Origin of the sequence: Bradyrhizobium sp. SZCCHNR1093 (assembly GCF_032381175.1) — a bacterium.
In the GTDB taxonomy this organism is placed as follows: domain Bacteria; phylum Pseudomonadota; class Alphaproteobacteria; order Rhizobiales; family Xanthobacteraceae; genus Bradyrhizobium.
In genome coordinates, this window is sequence record NZ_JAUHJJ010000001.1 from 619,428 (window position 1) to 634,586 (window position 15,159).

At 65.0% G+C, this 15,159-nt stretch carries 17 protein-coding genes; 8 read left to right on the forward strand and 9 right to left on the reverse strand.

Annotation, left to right across the window (positions count from 1 at the left end; translation table 11 throughout):
- Positions 1-18: 18 nt before the first annotated feature.
- Complete coding sequence (locus QX070_RS02985; protein WP_315734744.1) at positions 19-1,035, reverse strand: TRAP transporter substrate-binding protein; 1,017 nt, start codon at positions 1,033-1,035, stop codon at positions 19-21.
- 411 nt (positions 1,036-1,446) lie between these two features.
- Here QX070_RS02985 and QX070_RS02990 point away from each other — a divergent pair, with 411 nt between their 5' ends.
- A complete protein-coding gene (locus tag QX070_RS02990) occupies positions 1,447-1,860 on the forward strand; it encodes a PaaI family thioesterase (RefSeq protein WP_315734746.1) in 414 nt (137 codons plus the stop codon).
- 12 nt (positions 1,861-1,872) lie between these two features.
- Here the strand turns inward: QX070_RS02990 and QX070_RS02995 are convergent, their stop codons facing one another.
- Complete coding sequence (locus QX070_RS02995) at positions 1,873-2,757, reverse strand: LysR family transcriptional regulator (RefSeq protein ID WP_315734748.1); 885 nt, start codon at positions 2,755-2,757, stop codon at positions 1,873-1,875.
- 120 nt (positions 2,758-2,877) lie between these two features.
- Between QX070_RS02995 and QX070_RS03000 the strand changes: the two genes are divergently transcribed.
- Positions 2,878-3,510 (forward strand): pyridoxamine 5'-phosphate oxidase family protein, encoded by a 633-nt coding sequence (locus tag QX070_RS03000; protein WP_315734750.1) that lies wholly within the window; start codon positions 2,878-2,880, stop codon positions 3,508-3,510.
- Positions 3,511-3,704: 194 nt separating this feature from the next.
- Here the strand turns inward: QX070_RS03000 and QX070_RS03005 are convergent, their stop codons facing one another.
- On the reverse strand, positions 3,705-4,433 hold the full coding sequence (locus QX070_RS03005; RefSeq protein ID WP_315734752.1) for a glutathione S-transferase family protein: 729 nt from the start codon (positions 4,431-4,433) through the stop codon (positions 3,705-3,707).
- Positions 4,434-4,651: 218 nt separating this feature from the next.
- Here QX070_RS03005 and QX070_RS03010 point away from each other — a divergent pair, with 218 nt between their 5' ends.
- Both QX070_RS03010 and QX070_RS03015 read left to right on the forward strand, forming a co-directional pair.
- Complete coding sequence (locus QX070_RS03010; protein WP_315734755.1) at positions 4,652-5,350, forward strand: YafY family protein; 699 nt, start codon at positions 4,652-4,654, stop codon at positions 5,348-5,350.
- The gene (locus QX070_RS03015) at positions 5,343-5,663 is read left to right on the forward strand and encodes a YkgJ family cysteine cluster protein (RefSeq protein ID WP_315734757.1); all 321 of its coding nucleotides are present in this window, start codon (positions 5,343-5,345) and stop codon (positions 5,661-5,663) included. The genes QX070_RS03010 and QX070_RS03015 overlap by 8 nt, the downstream gene beginning before the upstream one ends.
- 24 nt (positions 5,664-5,687) lie before the next feature.
- Here QX070_RS03015 and QX070_RS03020 read toward each other — a convergent pair whose 3' ends face one another.
- The 4 genes from QX070_RS03020 to QX070_RS03035 all read right to left on the reverse strand — a co-directional run bounded on the left by QX070_RS03020 (position 5,688) and on the right by QX070_RS03035 (position 8,429).
- Positions 5,688-6,080 (reverse strand): hypothetical protein, encoded by a 393-nt coding sequence (locus QX070_RS03020; protein WP_315735689.1) that lies wholly within the window; start codon positions 6,078-6,080, stop codon positions 5,688-5,690.
- Positions 6,081-6,214: 134 nt separating this feature from the next.
- On the reverse strand, positions 6,215-6,565 hold the full coding sequence (locus QX070_RS03025) for a DUF3307 domain-containing protein (protein WP_315735691.1): 351 nt from the start codon (positions 6,563-6,565) through the stop codon (positions 6,215-6,217).
- A gap of 294 nt (positions 6,566-6,859) precedes the next feature.
- Positions 6,860-7,741, reverse strand: coding sequence for a DUF6537 domain-containing protein (locus tag QX070_RS03030; protein ID WP_315734759.1), 882 nt, complete (start codon positions 7,739-7,741; stop codon positions 6,860-6,862).
- Positions 7,742-7,760: 19 nt separating this feature from the next.
- Positions 7,761-8,429 carry a cyclic nucleotide-binding domain-containing protein gene (locus tag QX070_RS03035; RefSeq protein ID WP_315713745.1) on the reverse strand — a complete coding sequence of 223 codons (669 nt, stop codon included), beginning with the start codon at positions 8,427-8,429 and terminating at the stop codon, positions 7,761-7,763.
- 293 nt (positions 8,430-8,722) lie between these two features.
- On the opposite strand from QX070_RS03035, the gene QX070_RS03040 reads away from it, so the two are divergent.
- The 4 genes from QX070_RS03040 (at position 8,723) to QX070_RS03055 (ending at position 12,284) form a co-directional block, all read left to right on the forward strand.
- Positions 8,723-9,835 carry a cyclic nucleotide-gated ion channel gene (locus QX070_RS03040; protein ID WP_315734761.1) on the forward strand — a complete coding sequence of 371 codons (1,113 nt, stop codon included), beginning with the start codon at positions 8,723-8,725 and terminating at the stop codon, positions 9,833-9,835.
- The gene (locus QX070_RS03045; RefSeq protein ID WP_315734764.1) at positions 9,832-10,626 is read left to right on the forward strand and encodes an enoyl-CoA hydratase/isomerase family protein; all 795 of its coding nucleotides are present in this window, start codon (positions 9,832-9,834) and stop codon (positions 10,624-10,626) included. The genes QX070_RS03040 and QX070_RS03045 overlap by 4 nt, the downstream gene beginning before the upstream one ends.
- Before the next feature lie 157 nt (positions 10,627-10,783).
- Positions 10,784-11,518, forward strand: a complete 735-nt coding sequence (locus QX070_RS03050) for a LuxR family transcriptional regulator (protein WP_315734766.1) — start codon at positions 10,784-10,786, stop codon at positions 11,516-11,518.
- 82 nt (positions 11,519-11,600) lie between these two features.
- Positions 11,601-12,284: an acyl-homoserine-lactone synthase gene (locus QX070_RS03055; protein ID WP_315734768.1), complete on the forward strand. Its 684-nt coding sequence runs from the start codon at positions 11,601-11,603 to the stop codon at positions 12,282-12,284.
- Positions 12,285-12,916: 632 nt separating this feature from the next.
- Here the strand turns inward: QX070_RS03055 and QX070_RS03060 are convergent.
- On the reverse strand, positions 12,917-13,564 hold the full coding sequence (locus QX070_RS03060; RefSeq protein WP_315735693.1) for a nitroreductase: 648 nt from the start codon (positions 13,562-13,564) through the stop codon (positions 12,917-12,919).
- 254 nt (positions 13,565-13,818) lie between these two features.
- Complete coding sequence (locus QX070_RS03065; RefSeq protein WP_315734770.1) at positions 13,819-15,066, reverse strand: acyl-CoA dehydrogenase; 1,248 nt, start codon at positions 15,064-15,066, stop codon at positions 13,819-13,821.
- Positions 15,067-15,159 lie beyond the last annotated feature (93 nt).

Sequence of the window (15,159 nt, forward strand, 5' to 3'; positions counted from 1 at the left end):
CTGCGATGATCTCGATCGCTACTGCGCCAGCGCCTTGTACTTGGCGAGCGAGGCCTTCAGCTCGGTCATGGCGGCCTCGGCGTCGACGCCGGTCTTCTTGACGCCATCGGCCCAGGTCTTGAACAGCGGCTCGGAGGCCTTTTTCCACAAGGCGGTCTGCTCCGGCGACAGCTTGTAGACCTCCTGGCCGGACTCGGCCTTGATCTTGTCGACGCCGGCGTCCTCGAACTTGCCCCAGGGCTCGCCGACCCGGCCGGCGGCTTCCGTGTTGCAGTTGTCGTCGATCGCCTTCTTCTGCGTCGCCGACATCTGGTTGTACTTGTCCTTGTTCATGACGAAGACGAAGGTCGTCACGTAGAACGGCGCATCCATGTGGTACTTCGTGACCTTGTCGACGCCGAACAGCACCAGCGAGCCCGCCGGAAAGGTGACGCCATCAGCGACGCCGCGCTCGATGATGTCGCGCACTTCCGGTGCCGACGACTGCACATTGGTGCCGCCGAGCAGGGTGACGAAATTGGCGATCGTCGCATCGGCCGGGCGGATCTTCATGCCCTTGACGTCGTCGGGCACGACGACCTTCTTGGTGCGGGTGTGGAAAGCCGACGGCGTGTGGACGAAGGCGAGGCAGTACTTGACGTCCTTCATCTCCTTCTCGGCATATTTGCGATACCACGCGTCCAAACCTTCCGAGCCCCCCTTGGCGTCGGAAATCAGGAACGGCAACTCGCCGGCGCCGATGATCGGGAAACGGCCGGGCTGATAGCCGGGATTCACATAAGTGACATCGGCGATGCCGTCGCGCGCCATGTCGTAATGGTCGAAGGCCTTGCCGAGCTGCTGGGCCGGGAACACCTTGCCCTTGATGGTGCCACCCGAGGCCTTTTCGACCGACGCGGCCCAGTCCTCCAGCGCCTTCTGCAGCGGATGGCTCGCCGGCACCCAGTGCGAGATCTTCAATTCGAATGTCTTGTCCTGCGCGAGCGCGGGGGTCACACCGGCGGCCAGAGCCAACGCCAGAAGCGTCTTCCTCATCGGGATCGTCTCCTCCATCAGGGGGCCTTCGAGGGCCCTTTGCTTCATTGTTATAGCATATAAGCATCATTGCAAGCACGGCGGCAGGTTGGCCACCAGTGCACGCGCCAAGCGGAGCCTATCGCGCCCGCCAGCGCAAGTCTGGCAGACGAAAGTTGCAGGCACATGGCCATTTCATTAACACGTTAAGGATCTCGCCTGCACCCGAAATTGCACGGCGGGAGCATCGCACCACGAAATTGCCGCAGGGCCGCACCGGACGCCCTGCGACATCGCGCGCGGCCCATCCCGTGCATCCGATGCGCAACGTGTCAAACGCCCGCGCAAAAGACGTTTGAAACTTTGTAGGCGGTGCAAAATCCGCGCTGATGTCGTTGACTGCGGACATCGCCAGCAACGATCGAGACACGCATGAGCAGCGTCCCCGCCGGATTCGAACCGCATTTCCGCAAGAGCCCGTTCACCGATCCCTGGGAGCCGCTCTACGCCAAGAAAACCGACAAGGCCGTCATCCTCGGCCTGCGGCTCGCCACGCCGCACACCAATTCGCGCGGGCTGATCCATGGCGGGCTGATCGCATCGCTGGCGGACAATGCGATGGGCTATAGCTGCGCCCAGGCGCTGGGCTGGGAGGCGTCGCTGGTGACGATCAACCTCGCGGTCGACTACATCGGCAGCGCCGGGACAGGGCAGTGGCTCTGCGTCGAGAGCGATGTCATCAAGAGCGGCCGCACCGTCTGCTTCGTCCAGAGCCTGGTGCTGGCCGACGACGCCGTGATCGCGCGTGCGAACGCGACCTTCCGCGTGGTGCCGAAGAAGGAGTGACGGCAACGCGCCTCAGCCGAAGCGCCAGTCGCAGCTTTCCGTCACCAGATCGATGAAGGCGCGGACCTTGGCGGAGAGCAGGCGCGAGCTCGGAAACACGATGTGGATCGGCAGCGGCGGCGGCTCGTATTTCCCCAGCACGCGCTTGAGACGGCCGCCGCGCAGCGCGTCCGCGGCCTGATAGGCCAGCACCCGCGTCACCCCGCCCCCGGCCTCGGCATATTGGATCGCCGCATCGGCATTGTTGGTGACGAGACGCGGGCTGATTGCGATCCGCAGCTCCTTGTCGTCCTTCACGAAGCGCCAGTCCGCCGCCGGCCCGAACTGGATGGTCTGGTGCTTGGCCAGCACCTCCGGCGTCCGTGGCTCACCATGTGCTTTGAAGTAGGCCGGCGCGCCGACCACGATCCGTCGCATGCTCCCGACCTGGCGGGCCACCAGCGAGGAATCGCCGAGATGGCCGATGCGAACGGCGCAATCGATTCCGTCCTCGACCAGGTTGATCGTGCGGTCATCGAGACGCAGCTCGCCCGAGACGTCGCCGTAGCGGCTCAGATAGGCCGACATGACCGGACCGACATGGAGGCGACCGAAGCCAACCGGCGCCGAGACCACGAGGCGTCCGACCGGCTGCAGCCGTTCGCTCTCGGCGGCCAGCTCCGCCTCCTCCAAATCGGCCAAGATGCGCCGGGCGCGCTCGAGATAGCGCCGCCCGGAATCGGTCAGCGTCACCGACCGCGTCGTCCGCTGCAGCAGACGGACGCCGAGATGCGCCTCGAGGCCGGCGACCAGGCGAGTCACGGCAGACGGCGACAGCTTGAGCCGGCGCGCCGCGGGCGCAAAGCCGTTGAGCTCGGCAACAGTGACGAAGGCCTGCATGGCGTCGATGCGGTCCATCCGATCATTGCAGCATTTGCAATGATCAAGTGTCAACTGCCCCGATTATTTCCGTGGGCGTTCCGGGCCATATAGTCGGGACGGCGGCAGTTGCCGCCACATGGATAGGGAGTCATCGCCATGACCCAGACGGCCGCCCAAGCGCCCGCAGATGTCATGTTCTCACCCGCCGCGAAGGCGATCCAGGCGCGCAAGGGGTCGCGCGACAGCTACGCGCATCTGGAGCAGAGCCGCGGCTGGCGCTACCAGGTCGACGCCGATCTCGCCGGCCGCCTCGCCGAGGCCACGAGCTTCTATCTCGCGACCGCCTCGGCCGACGGCCAGCCCTACATCCAGCATCGCGGCGGACCGAAAGGCTTTCTCAAGGTGCTGGACAGCCACACGCTGGCCTTCGCCGACTTCAGCGGCAATCGGCAATACATCACGCAGGGCAATCTGTCGGAGAACCCGCACGCCTACATCTTCATCATGGACTACGCGCATCGCCGCCGGGTGAAGATCTGGGGGACGGCGCGGGTGGTGGAGGACGATGCCGCGCTGACGGCCTCGCTGATGCCGGGAGGCTACAAGGCGCGGCCCGAGCAGGTCATCCTGTTCACGATCAGCGCGTGGGACACCAACTGCCCCCAGCACATCCCGCAGAAGTTCGACGCGGCCGACGTCGCGGAAGCGCTGGCGGTTCGCGATGCTCGCATCGCGGAGCTCGAGGCCGAGCTCGCGAAGTTGAAGGGCGAGAGCAAGCCCTCCGCCTAGGTCCTGCGCGCTGCGGGCCGCGCCTTTGGCTTGTTAGTCATTCCGGGGCAATCGTCAGTGCGCAGCGGCGCACTGGCGATTGAACCCGGAATCTCGAGATTGTTAACAACGAACGCAAGACGACATCGAGATTCCGGGTTCAGGGCCTGCGGCCTTGCCCCGGAATGACGGTGAGTCGGACTCGACTGATCAGCTCACGCCGCCTCGGCTGCCCCGCCCCACTCGAACTCGGGGTAATACTGCGCCATCATCCGGTCGGCATAGGCGACGAGGTTGGCAAAGCCTTCGGTGCGCCGGCGCAGCTCGGATTCGAAGAACGGGGTGAGAATGCCGGCGATGACGGCGAACGCCGTCGCATCGGTGCCGCACGGACGGTCGCCCATCAGATAGGGCCGGTCGCCGAGCTGCACCGACAGCGCGCGCAGCGAGCGCGCTGCGAGATCGACGTCCTCGTCCGGCGCATGGCGGCCGAGCCCGGAGATCAGATAGTTCTCGGCGACGCGAAACTGCGCGTCCTCGCGCAGCTTCTCGCGCTTGTCGGCCGGCACGCCGTCGAAGAAATGCGCCGGCCCCTTGGCGAAGTTGACCGGATCGACCCAGCGCGCTCCGACCAGCGCGAAATACAGGTGATGCTCGATCATGCGCTCGAACCCCCAGGCCTGCGCCCGCGCGCGCACGTCGAGTCCATGATCGAAGTCGAAGCCATATTTGCGCTCGACATGGGCGCGGATGAAGGTCGAATCGGCGATCAGCTCGCCGCCGTCGTCGATGAAGGGCAGTTGCCCCTTCGGCGAGGCCGGCGGCATCGCCCGCTGCTTCCGAAAAGCGAGGCCCGCCATCTTCAATTGCACCTCCGTCTTGGTGACGAAGGGGCTGATCTCCGGCAGGCCGAAGCCCGCGCCCAAACCGAACAATGTGATCATGACAGCACTCCCGACTTCCTGAGCAGACGCCGGACGCTACGAACATGCTGCTGCCACCATGGTGTCAGCAGCGGCAGTAGCGTGGTGGCAAGGCCAAGGCCATAAAACATCATCATCGACATCACCCCTTCAATCTCGTTGTTGACCCGGTATAAGGACAGGCTGCTGCCAGCATCCTGTCAGCATCGGCGGGGGTGCTCGCCCATGCAGGACACACCATGAGACGCGCCGACCGGCTATTCCAGATCATCCAGGTGCTGAGACGCACGCGCCGCCCCTTGACGGCGGATGCGATCGCGGCCGAGCTCGAGACGTCGAAGCGCACGATCTATCGCGACATCGCCACCCTGATCGGCCAGCGCGTGCCGATCCGCGGCGAGGCCGGCATGGGCTACATCCTGGAGAAAGGTTTCGATCTGCCGCCCTTGATGCTGACGCCGGACGAGATCGAGGCGGCGGTGCTCGGGGCGCAATGGGTCGCGGTCAATGCCGACCCGGTGCTGGCGCGCGCGGCGGAGGACCTGATGGCCAAGATCGCCGACACCGTGCCGGAGCGGCTGCGGCCGTTCGTGCTGGAGCCGGCGAGTCGCGCCCCGCGGCCGTGGATGCGCGAGCCGGACCACATCGACATGGCGCGCACACGCTCGCAGATCCACGAGGGCCGCAAGATCAGGCTGCGCTATCGCGACGAGCAGGGCCGCGACAGCGAGCGCGTGATCTGGCCGATCGCGATCGGCTATCATGACGCCGTCCGCATCCTCGCCGCCTGGTGCGAGCTGCGCCACGACTTCCGCAGCTTCAGGACCGACCGTGTCGTCGAGGCGGACTATCTCGACGACAAATATCCGGAAAGGCGCGAGGCGCTGCGCGCCAAATGGCGGCGCAGCCTGGTGTGGGAGGTTCCCAAGGATGTCTGAACCGATGCCCGATGACCTTGACGTCAGCCCCTGTCAGAGCTGCGGCGCGTGCTGCGCCTATTCGTCGAACTGGCCGCGCTTCACCATCGAGGAAGATGCCGCGCTCGACCTCATCCCGGCGGAGCTGGTCAACGAGCGGCTGTCGGGCATGCGCTGCGACGGCGACCGCTGCTGCGCGCTCGATGGCGAAATCGCGCGTTCCGTCGCGTGCCGGATCTACGCGATCCGCCCCGAGGTGTGCCGGACCTGCATGCCCGGTGACGCCGAATGCGCGATGGCCCGACGCAAGTTCGGGCTGCAAGTGCTCGCCTGAGCCAAAGGCGAGGAAGACGGGAAGTCAGGCCATGACCGGCTCGGGGCTGTCGTCGAGATCGTCCTCGAACGGCTTCATCACCGAGAGCGGCTTGGTCGACAGCGAGATCGGCTTGCGGCTCGAGGTCGTGCTGGCCGGACCCGCCCGGCCCCCGCGGGATTGCGCATACAGCGCCGATCCGACCCGGCCGCCGAACTGCGACAGGTCCTGCTCGCTGCAGGTGGATGCAATCGCAAGCGCCAGCGGGTGAAGATGCGTGCGCCTGTAGCAGAACAGCGCCAGCATGGCCCTCACATCGGCGGACACGCTCTCGACCAGCGCGGGCAGCCCGTTGGCGTCGGCACGGTAGAGCTCGCCGAGCAGCTCGTCGCCGACCGGGCACGAATCGCTCTCGAACGCATCGCGGCTTTGAAGCATCGGTTTGATTGCCATGCCGCGACGATGCAGCGCGAATCGCTAACGGTCGGTTAACCAAACCGAACGGTCGTCCCACCCCCGGCTTGACACGGGGGCTGCCGCGGCCGGTGCGCCGAGACGCGCCGTGGCCGGGCTCAGCCGTTCGCGGCCATGAAGATCGAGAGCCCGAAGCCGGTGAGGTGATGCAGCGCCTGATCGACGCCGATCAGGGTCCAGAACCAGGGGTGCTCGGTATTCATGCCGAACCGCGACGAGCAGATGCCCTTCAGGCGATCGATGGTGATGTGAATGGCGAAGTCGATCACGGCGACGAACCAGAATCTCGGCGCGACGATCAGGATCAGGACCATGGCGACGGCGAGATGGATCAGGCAGTGCACCAACAGCGGCAGCGCCCAGCCCTTCCGCTGGTCCTTGCCATAGGCCATCCAGGCGTTCTGCAGCACGAAGTCGCCAATGATGTGCTTGAAGGTCAGCAGCAGCATCCAGCCGACCAGCGCACCAACCGGAACCTGCGACGACAAAGAGGGAAAAGACAAAGCTGACGCTCTCGCTACGACTGACCCTTGGAACCCAACCTTGGACGCACGGGGAACTGGAGGCGTTCAGCGCAATCTGATGAGAATACCCGGCCAATTCGACGCGTATGCGACGCTTATGACATCTCCGGTAGCGAATTGCACGCGAAAGGGAACTTCAAATCGCACCCTGCTACTCTTCGCGGCAATCCCGCCGGGGGTAAGGTTACCCACGCCGCGGCAACCGTCGCTGCGGCGGCGTCATTCCGCGGCGTTGGCCTTCGGCACTGAGAGCGCCCTCGCCCGGATCTGCGCGATGGTCCGCTTCAGCGCCCCCTGTCCCGGCTCTGCCAGCGCAACGGCGCGCGCCTCGGCGATGGCGGAGGCAAGATCCGAGATCGGCAGGACGCCATCGAAGGTGGGCTTGGCCAGGCCATCGATGATGGCATGCCAATCGGCGAGACCCTGCCGGTAGCCGTCGCCCTGCCCCTGGATCATGGTCGCCGTCGCGATCACGGCGGGCGCCGCCGCAGGCTGCTTGTCCAGCGCGCGCGCGATCATGTGCAGCCACCGCTCGGCCCAGGCGCGCTCCTCGCCATAGCGCACCGACTGCAGCCGCCAGCGCCGCAGGCCGGCCATCAGCTTGAGGCGGCGAACGGCGAGCCGCGATCGGACCGAAAAGCGGACCTTGACCCGGCGCCGACCCAGCCAGCCGATCTGCTCGAAGACTGCCAGCAACGATTCCGCCACGGCTTGCGGCAGCGCACCGATCAGCTCGTCGAGGCGGAACCTCCTGACGTCGTCGCTCTCGCGCCCCCCCGGGCGCCGCCCCATGTCGAGGCTGATCAATCTGAGCTGGGCGATCCGGATCGGATCCTCATAGGCCATGCGGGCGGCCAGCAGCTGCGCGATCTCGGACAGCATGCCGGCATCGACGTTCGATCTGCGCACGAACCGCTTGATGCGATCGACATAGAGCTGCGCGTAGCTCGCGCCCTGATACTCCATCAGCAGATGGATGCCATCGCTCACCGCCGGCACGGCGGCGTCAGGAAGGCCCTGAGGCAGAAAAGGCGGCTCGCCATCGTCGCCGCCGATGACGTCAGCGAAGAGATATCGCAGCGAGGACCGGACGCTTTTCACTGGGCTTCAGGCTCCCGGATCACGCCGGCTTGGCGACGGGCGCCGGCGCGGTGGTCTGTTGCGCCAGACGCCGCTCGAGCGTTTCGATGTTCTGGAACAGCCGGGCGCTGGCGAGGCGCAGGAAGTAGAAGGCGAAGGCGGGGTTCTGGACGTAGAGCTGCTCGACCTGGTCGTAGGAGACCGACAGGATCAGGCCGCCCTCGACGCATTCCAGTGTCTGCGTGCGCGTATTGGACGGCGAGATCATGCCGAACTCGCCGACGATCGCACCGACCGGCAGCTCGATACCGGATTCGACCAGGCGGAAGCGGCCGCTGACGATGTAGTACATGCTGTCGGCCTTCTCGTCCTTGTAGAACAGCACCTCGCCGGGACCGCATTTGCGCTCGGTCATGAACGGCTTCAGCCATTCCATGGAGAGGTCGCTGTTGACCGACTGCTTCACGTCGCGGACCAGCTGCAGCATCTGGTGGAGCCGGTAGCTGTTGAGTGGCAGCAGCACCCCGTGCAGGATCAGGACCGGATAGTTGTGCATCGGCACCGCAGTCGCGATCAGGACGATGTTGGTGAGGATGGCGAAAACCCGCAGCGGAATCATCGTCCGCATCGACAGCGTGGCGACCACGAAGATCGAGGCGAAGAGGCTGCCGGCGGCGCCCGCATGTTCGACCAGGTGTGAGGTATCCATCGGGATCAACCAGACTCTTGGGACGCAGGAGGGCGGACGCTCGGTTCCGGCCTCCTTTTGCCTAATTTAGCGTGTCCATGCCGGCCTCTGATATACGGCGATCAGACGACGTTTGAACCGGTATTTGAGCCGGCACGGAAAAATTCCCCGCTCGAAGTAGAACGGCTAGACCTGCCGGATGACGCTGCCCAACCGACCGACCCGCATCGTTGACGGGATTTCCCCGATCGGGGCACCTTGACGCCGCCGCGATCTCCTGCGGCTCTGAGACCAGCGACTGACGCCCGCCGCCCATGACCAAACCGCAGCACCCTGCCCTGGCGGCATTCGTCACCGCGTTGGCCGGACGCAACATGACCAGAGCGGCCTATGTGGCCGTGGCGCTCGGCATGAGCGCCACGGTGCTGTTGACGATGGACCCGGCCTACGAGGCTGGACGGCGCTGGATCATCGCCCTGCTGTGGGGATGCCTTGTCTTTTTCGTCGTCGAATGGGCCGTTCGGGTTCAGCAGGCGGCGCGGGCGTATCGCGCCGCCGCCTACCTGATGTCGGGCCGGGGGCTGCTGGACACGCTCTCCGTCCTTGCCGTTCCGGTCGCGCTGGCCTCGGGCATGGAGGTACGCACCGCGTGGCTGCTGGCGGTCATCTGGGTGCTCAAGGTGATCCCCGGCGTCCCGGGCCTACGCCAACTCCGCCGGGTGCTCGTGGTCGAAGCACGCCCGCTGCTGTCGGTGCTGGTGCTGTTCCTGCTGGTGCTGTTTCTCGGATCGGTCGCCGAATACGCGCTCGAGCACGACGAGCAGCCGGCCACCTTCGGCACCATCCCGTCCGCGCTATGGTGGGCCGTCGCGACCCTCACCACCACGGGCTATGGCGACGTGGTGCCGATCACGCCGCTCGGGCGGGTGGTCGCCGCCACGGTGATGATCTCCGGCCTCGGCGTGTTCGGCCTGTGGACCGGCATCCTGCCCACCGCCTTCGCCGCGGAAACCCGGCGCGACAACTTTCTGAAGACCTGGGAATCGGTCAGCAGGGTACCGTTCTTCGCCAGCCTCGGGCCCTCCACGATCGCCGACGTTGCGCAGATGCTGCGCACCATCGACGTGCCGCCGCGCGCCACCGTGATCCGCAAGGGCGAGCCGGGCGGCTGCATGTATTTCATCGCCTCCGGCGAGGTCGAGGTCGACCTTCCCGGCAAGAAGGTCCGGCTCGGCGAGGGCGCGTTCTTTGGCGAGATGGCGCTGCTCGGGAACAACCTGCGCTCGGCCGACATCAGCACGACCGGGCTGTCGAAGCTGCTGGTCCTCGACCTCGTCGATTTCCGCGTGCTGATGGCACGCCACCCCGATCTGGCGCAGAGCATCGATGCCGAGGCCAAGCGCCGAACCATGGAGAACAGGACATGACGACCGGACGGACCACCCAGGCCGATGACGCGCCGAGCAAGCCGCTCCTGACCATCGACGGCGCCCGCGCCACCATTCGGCTCAACCGTCCGCGCCATCTCAACCGGCTGCAGCCGGAGGATCTCGGCGCGCTGCTGGCGCTGTTCGACCAGGTCGAGGCCGACCCCGCCTTGCGCGTGCTGGTCTTGACCGGCACCGGACGCGCCTTCAGCGCCGGCTTCGACCTTGGCGCCATCGGCGCAACGCCGGCGGATACGGCCGAGGCTTCCAGCCCGGCATTCGAAGAGGTCGTCGACCGGCTGGAAGACCTCGCTCTGCCAACGATCTGCCGGCTCAACGGCGGGGTCTACGGCGGTTCGACCGATCTGGCACTGGCCTGCGATTTCCGGATCGGGGTCGATACCAGCGAGATGTTCATGCCGGCGGCGCGGCTCGGGCTGCACTACTACCCGAATGGCATCAAGCGCTACGTGTCCCGCCTTGGTATCGACAATGCCAAGCGTCTGTTCCTGACGGCGGAGAAGATCAACGCGGCTGAGATGCTGCGCATCGGCTATCTCACCGGTGTGGCGACGGCCGATGCGCTCGACGCGGAGGTCGACCGGCTGGCGGCCATTCTGGCCGGCAACGCCCCGCAGGCCATGCGCGGCATGAAGCGCGCCATCAACGAGTTTGCGCGCGGAGCCCTCGACGATGCGGCGGCTCGCCGCAGGCATCGGGACAGCATGAGCGGCGCAGAAATCCAGGAGGGCATGAGATCGTTTGCAGAGAAGAGAACGCCGACATTCTGAGCGCAGCCGCGCCCCGAACTGATAAATTTTGCATGCAAACGTCTGTATCCAGCCGGTGTTCTGACACACGCTCAACGAACTATCGACCTAAACCTCCAATTTGCGGTTGACAGCTTTTTGTCCGTGGCTAGCTTGAACCGCGGGCGGAGACTTTCACATGCAAGTGATGGACGCGTATTGGGGACGACGAGCTCTGGAGTACGTCGATGCGATCGAGGCGTCGAAGACCAGCGCAAGCGTGCTCTCCCAGTTCGAGAAGATGATCAGCGACCTGGGCTTTCACGCCTACATCATGGCCGGCGTGCCGACCTCGGGCCAATCGCTGCAGCAGACCATTCTCGCCAACGGCTGGCCGCGGGAATGGTTCGACATGTATGCGCGCGAGCAATTCCACCGCTGCGATCCGATTCCGCGGCACTGCATCTCGACATTGAATCCATTCGCGTGGACGGAGGTGCCCTACAACCGCGAGGACGAGCCCGGCGCGCATGAGGTGATGATGCGCGCGAAGGACTTCCGGTTGAACGAAGGCTTCTGCGTTCCCATCCACTACGACGATGCCGTGGGCGCCGTCAGCCTTGCAGGCGAAAATCCGAATCTCGCCCCCGATGCGCGGGGCGCGCTGCACCTGATCAGCATCTTCACGCACAGCAGGCTGCGCGCATTGGCGCGCTCCGCCGCGAGCAACCAAAGCCGACGCCTGTCGCGGATCGAGGCCGAGGTGCTGAGCTGGGCGGCGCGCGGCAAGACCGCGTGGGAGACGGCGCGCATCCTCGGCGTCTCCGAACGCAACGTCCGTTGGCATCTGGAGGAGGCGCAGCGCAAGCTTTCGACCAAGAACAAGACGGCGACGGTTGCGACCGCTCTTGTCAACGGCGAGATCTCGATCTGATCTGGCGTTTCTCCCACTGGATCAATTCGAGCGCATCGGCAATCTGCAAACCCCAATTTGATTCAGACGACCGGGGGTTTCGATGCCTGAGATTCATGTCGTTCGAAAAGATAATCGCGCTCTGTACGAGAAATATTTCGATCCGTATTACCGGCTGCGCCACGAGATTTACGTCAAGCAGCGCAAGTGGACGGCGCTCGATCGTCCCGACGGGCGCGAGATCGATCAGTTCGACACCGAGGATTCGGTCTATCTGTTCTGCATCGACAACGGCCAGTTGATCGGCTCGATGCGCGCGGTGCCAACGCTGATGCCGACGCTGATGAGCGACATCTTCCCGTATCTGAATCTGCGCGGCACGATCCAGCGCCCGGACGTCTACGAGCTGTCGCGCATCTTCGTGATCCCCGAGCGCCGCGGCGAGCATGCGGGCCCGCGGATCGACATGCTGCTGCTGACTGCGATCATGGAGTACGGCATCTCGATCGGGTTGACCGGCTTTTCGATCGTGCTTGAAACCTGGTGGCTGCCGCGGTTCGAGAAGTGCGGCTGGAAGGCGCGGCCGCTCGGCGTACCTCACATGATGGATGGGATGTCGGTAATGGCCGTGCTCGTCGACTGCGATGAAACGACGTGGAAGTCACTCTGCAAGCAGATCGGCCTGACGCGGCCGACGCTGACGTGGCAAGGACTCGAAGACGTCAGCCGCCAGGCCCTGCCGGATATCTTTCTTCATCTTCCACGAGCCGCTCAGCCAGCGCAATGAGCTGTTCCCGGTGCCGCTTCAGCCTGAGCTTATGGAAAGCCTTCAAGAGGCGGTGACCAAGGAGCGTCGCCTCATCCACCTCGAGGACGTAAAGGTTGGAGGGCGTATTCATGGAATCCATCGCTGACACTTCAGGTTTTGAGCCGTGACTGAACCTTCAATCGAGAAGATCATCGAGCTACTACAATTTTGCATCGTTGACGCTCGGGCAATGCAACTCAAAATGTTGGAGAGGATTTTGTCAATATCATTGCTTGAAGCCCACGAGCTCAGGGAAAAATGCGCGCCCAAATCGGGCAACAGCAACCACTAGCGCTCCTGCACCGACCCTCGCCACCCCTCCGGTCCCTGCAGCAGTGAGCCTCGATTGGCGGATCGCGGACAAACTGTTGATTTCAGAGCGGCTTTCGATGTGAAGGTCGGGCAGGAGAGCGCGAGCATCGTTGCCGAAACGCGCTCGCCGAACGTGGACGACAGCTCGGCAAAATCATGGCACCGCCGCCCGAGCTGCTCCCTGTTCAGCAAACTCGGTTTACAAAAAGGGACTCGTGGGTCGTCTTGCCCCGTCCGGAGTCCCGCAAAACGGAACTCCGCCGGCAACAAATACGCGCGCACGACTTACGGACGCGAAGTTATTCGTCGTGAAATCGGACCGTCTCGGCAACCGCGGCGCGGCTGGTGCGGTAGGAGTTCGCCTTGTGACCGAGATCGGGATAACCGAACGAGATGCCGCAGACCACCTTGCGGTCGTCACCTAATCCGAAATGCTGCCGCACCACGTCGGAATGAAATGCCAGCGCCGCCTGCGGCACGGTGGCGATGCCGAGCGCCTGCGCCGCCAGCATGAAGCTCGTGACGTAGCCACCACAGTCGATCGCGCCGTAGGTGCCGAGCGCCTCGTCGCTGTGGATGATCGCCACATGCGGCGCGCCGAAGAAGTTGTAGTTCTCCAGCGCCTGCCGGGCATAGCCGGCCTTGTCGCCGCGCGGGATGTCGAGCGCGTTGTAGAGCTGGAAACCACTCTCGCGCCGCCGGTCCAGATAGACGCCGGTGTATTCGCGCGGAAACGGGAAGTCGCCTGACGCCGGCTTGCCGCTGGAGGCCGCCGCATACATCACCTTCCGGAAAGCCTCAGTCGCCGGGCCCGACGTGATCTCGACCAGCCAGGGCTGGCTGTTGCACCAGGACGCGGTTTTCTGCGCCGCCGCCAGGATGCGCTCGATGGTGGCGCGCGGCACGGGCTCCGCGCGGAAGCTGCGGCAGGAGAAGCGCGAGGCCATCAGCTCTTCGAGAATGGTGATGGGATCTTGCTCTGACTTTGGCGCCGCTGATGACATGACAACCTTCCATACAGTTCGACCGGAGGCGCTCGCGTTGTGCTCGCCCTCCACCCCCCGTCATTCCGGGGCGGTCGCCGCGGCGGCCGCCCCCGGAATCTCGACATTGTTCAGAATAAGCCCAAGCCGACATCGAGATTCCGGCTTCAAGGCCTGCGGCCTTGCCCCGGAATGACAGTCGTCGTGATGCCGTGGGATTAGCTCCGCCCCTTGGTCGGCACCTTGTTGAACGGCACGTCCTTGTCGACACGGATATCGCCGGGCAGGCCGAGCACGCGCTCGGCGATGATGTTGCGCAGGATCTCGTCGGTGCCGCCGGCGATGCGCATCGAGGGCGAGGTCAGCAGCATCTGCTGAAACTGGCCCTGCGTCACCGCCTCGTCCGCGCCGGTCAGCACGCCGGCGCCGCCTTCGAGATCCATCGCGTAGGTTGCGATATCCTGCAGCATGACGCCGGCGACCAGCTTGCCGATGGAATTCTCAGGTCCCGGCCGCTCGCCCTTGGACAGCGCCGAGATCGCGCGATAGCTCGTGTATTTCAGCCCGCTGGCCTTGACCGCCCACGACGCCAGTTTCGAGCGCGTGGCGCGATCGTCGATGGCGAGTCCGCTCTCGGTCATCAGATTGGCGCAGAACTCGAACATCTCCGGGAAGCCGGTGGCGAGCCGCGCGCCGATCGACATGCGCTCGTTCATCAAGGTGGTCAGCGACACGTTCCAGCCGTCGCCGACCGCGCCGAGCCGCTGGCTGTCCGGGATCACCACGTCGGTGAAATAGACCTCGTTGAACTCCTGCATCCCATTGGCCTGCTTGATCGGGCGGACCTCGACGCCCGGGCTCTTCATGTCCAGGAAGAACATCGTCAGGCCCTTGTGCTTGGGCACGTTGGGATCGGTGCGCGTGATCAGCAGGCCGTAATCCGAGTAGTGCGCGCCCGACGTCCAGATCTTCTGACCGTTGATGAGCCAGTCGTCGCCGCGCTTCTCGGCGCGGGTGCGCAGACCCGCGACGTCGGAGCCGCCCGCCGGCTCGGAGAACAGCTGGCACCAGATCTCCTCGCCGGAGGCGAGCTTGGGCAGATAGCGCCGCTTGTGCTCTTCGCTGCCATAGGCCATCACGGTCGGGCCGCACATGCCCTCGCCGATCTGGAACGGCTGCGTCAGCTTGCCGTACACGCCCTCCTCCTGCTGCCAGATCACGCGCTCGATCGGCGTCGCACCGCGGCCGCCATACTCCTTCGGCCAGTGCAGGCAGGCCCAACCGGCATCGGACTTCTTCTTCTGCCAGGCCTTGCCGACCTCGACGATGTCGGCATGCTTGAGCCGGATACGCCCGAGCGAGGAGCTCGCCAGCTCCTCCTCCAGCTCCTTCGGCGCGTTGGCCGCGACCCAGGCGCGCGCGGTGTCGCGAAAGGCGGCTTCCTGCGGGGTGTCGTCGAAGTTCATGGTCTAACCCTCACTCCCGATGCGTAGGGCGGGTTGGCCGAAGGCGTAACCCGCCACTTGATCAGCGTTGTACGAGCTGACGGCGGGTTACGC

What these genes read in the sequence shown, in the direction of transcription:
- QX070_RS02995 (WP_315734748.1), bottom strand. Translation starts at nt 2,757, where the DNA reads ATGGACCGCATCGACGCCATGCAGGCCTTCGTCACTGTTGCCGAGCTC.
- QX070_RS03010 (WP_315734755.1), top strand. Translation starts at nt 4,652, where the DNA reads ATGAGACGCGCCGACCGGCTATTCCAGATCATCCAGGTGCTGAGACGC.
- QX070_RS03020 (WP_315735689.1), bottom strand. Translation starts at nt 6,080, where the DNA reads ATGCTTCAAAGCCGCGATGCGTTCGAGAGCGATTCGTGCCCGGTCGGC.
- QX070_RS03040 (WP_315734761.1), top strand. Translation starts at nt 8,723, where the DNA reads ATGACCAAACCGCAGCACCCTGCCCTGGCGGCATTCGTCACCGCGTTG.
- QX070_RS03005 (WP_315734752.1), bottom strand. Translation starts at nt 4,433, where the DNA reads ATGATCACATTGTTCGGTTTGGGCGCGGGCTTCGGCCTGCCGGAGATC.
- QX070_RS03045 (WP_315734764.1), top strand. Translation starts at nt 9,832, where the DNA reads ATGACGACCGGACGGACCACCCAGGCCGATGACGCGCCGAGCAAGCCG.
- QX070_RS03000 (WP_315734750.1), top strand. Translation starts at nt 2,878, where the DNA reads ATGACCCAGACGGCCGCCCAAGCGCCCGCAGATGTCATGTTCTCACCC.
- QX070_RS02990 (WP_315734746.1), top strand. Translation starts at nt 1,447, where the DNA reads ATGAGCAGCGTCCCCGCCGGATTCGAACCGCATTTCCGCAAGAGCCCG.
- QX070_RS03055 (WP_315734768.1), top strand. Translation starts at nt 11,601, where the DNA reads ATGCCTGAGATTCATGTCGTTCGAAAAGATAATCGCGCTCTGTACGAG.
- QX070_RS03025 (WP_315735691.1), bottom strand. Translation starts at nt 6,565, where the DNA reads ATGCTGCTGCTGACCTTCAAGCACATCATTGGCGACTTCGTGCTGCAG.
- QX070_RS03065 (WP_315734770.1), bottom strand. Translation starts at nt 15,066, where the DNA reads ATGAACTTCGACGACACCCCGCAGGAAGCCGCCTTTCGCGACACCGCG.
- QX070_RS03015 (WP_315734757.1), top strand. Translation starts at nt 5,343, where the DNA reads ATGTCTGAACCGATGCCCGATGACCTTGACGTCAGCCCCTGTCAGAGC.
- QX070_RS03050 (WP_315734766.1), top strand. Translation starts at nt 10,784, where the DNA reads ATGCAAGTGATGGACGCGTATTGGGGACGACGAGCTCTGGAGTACGTC.
- QX070_RS03035 (WP_315713745.1), bottom strand. Translation starts at nt 8,429, where the DNA reads ATGGATACCTCACACCTGGTCGAACATGCGGGCGCCGCCGGCAGCCTC.
- QX070_RS02985 (WP_315734744.1), bottom strand. Translation starts at nt 1,035, where the DNA reads ATGAGGAAGACGCTTCTGGCGTTGGCTCTGGCCGCCGGTGTGACCCCC.
- QX070_RS03060 (WP_315735693.1), bottom strand. Translation starts at nt 13,564, where the DNA reads ATGGCCTCGCGCTTCTCCTGCCGCAGCTTCCGCGCGGAGCCCGTGCCG.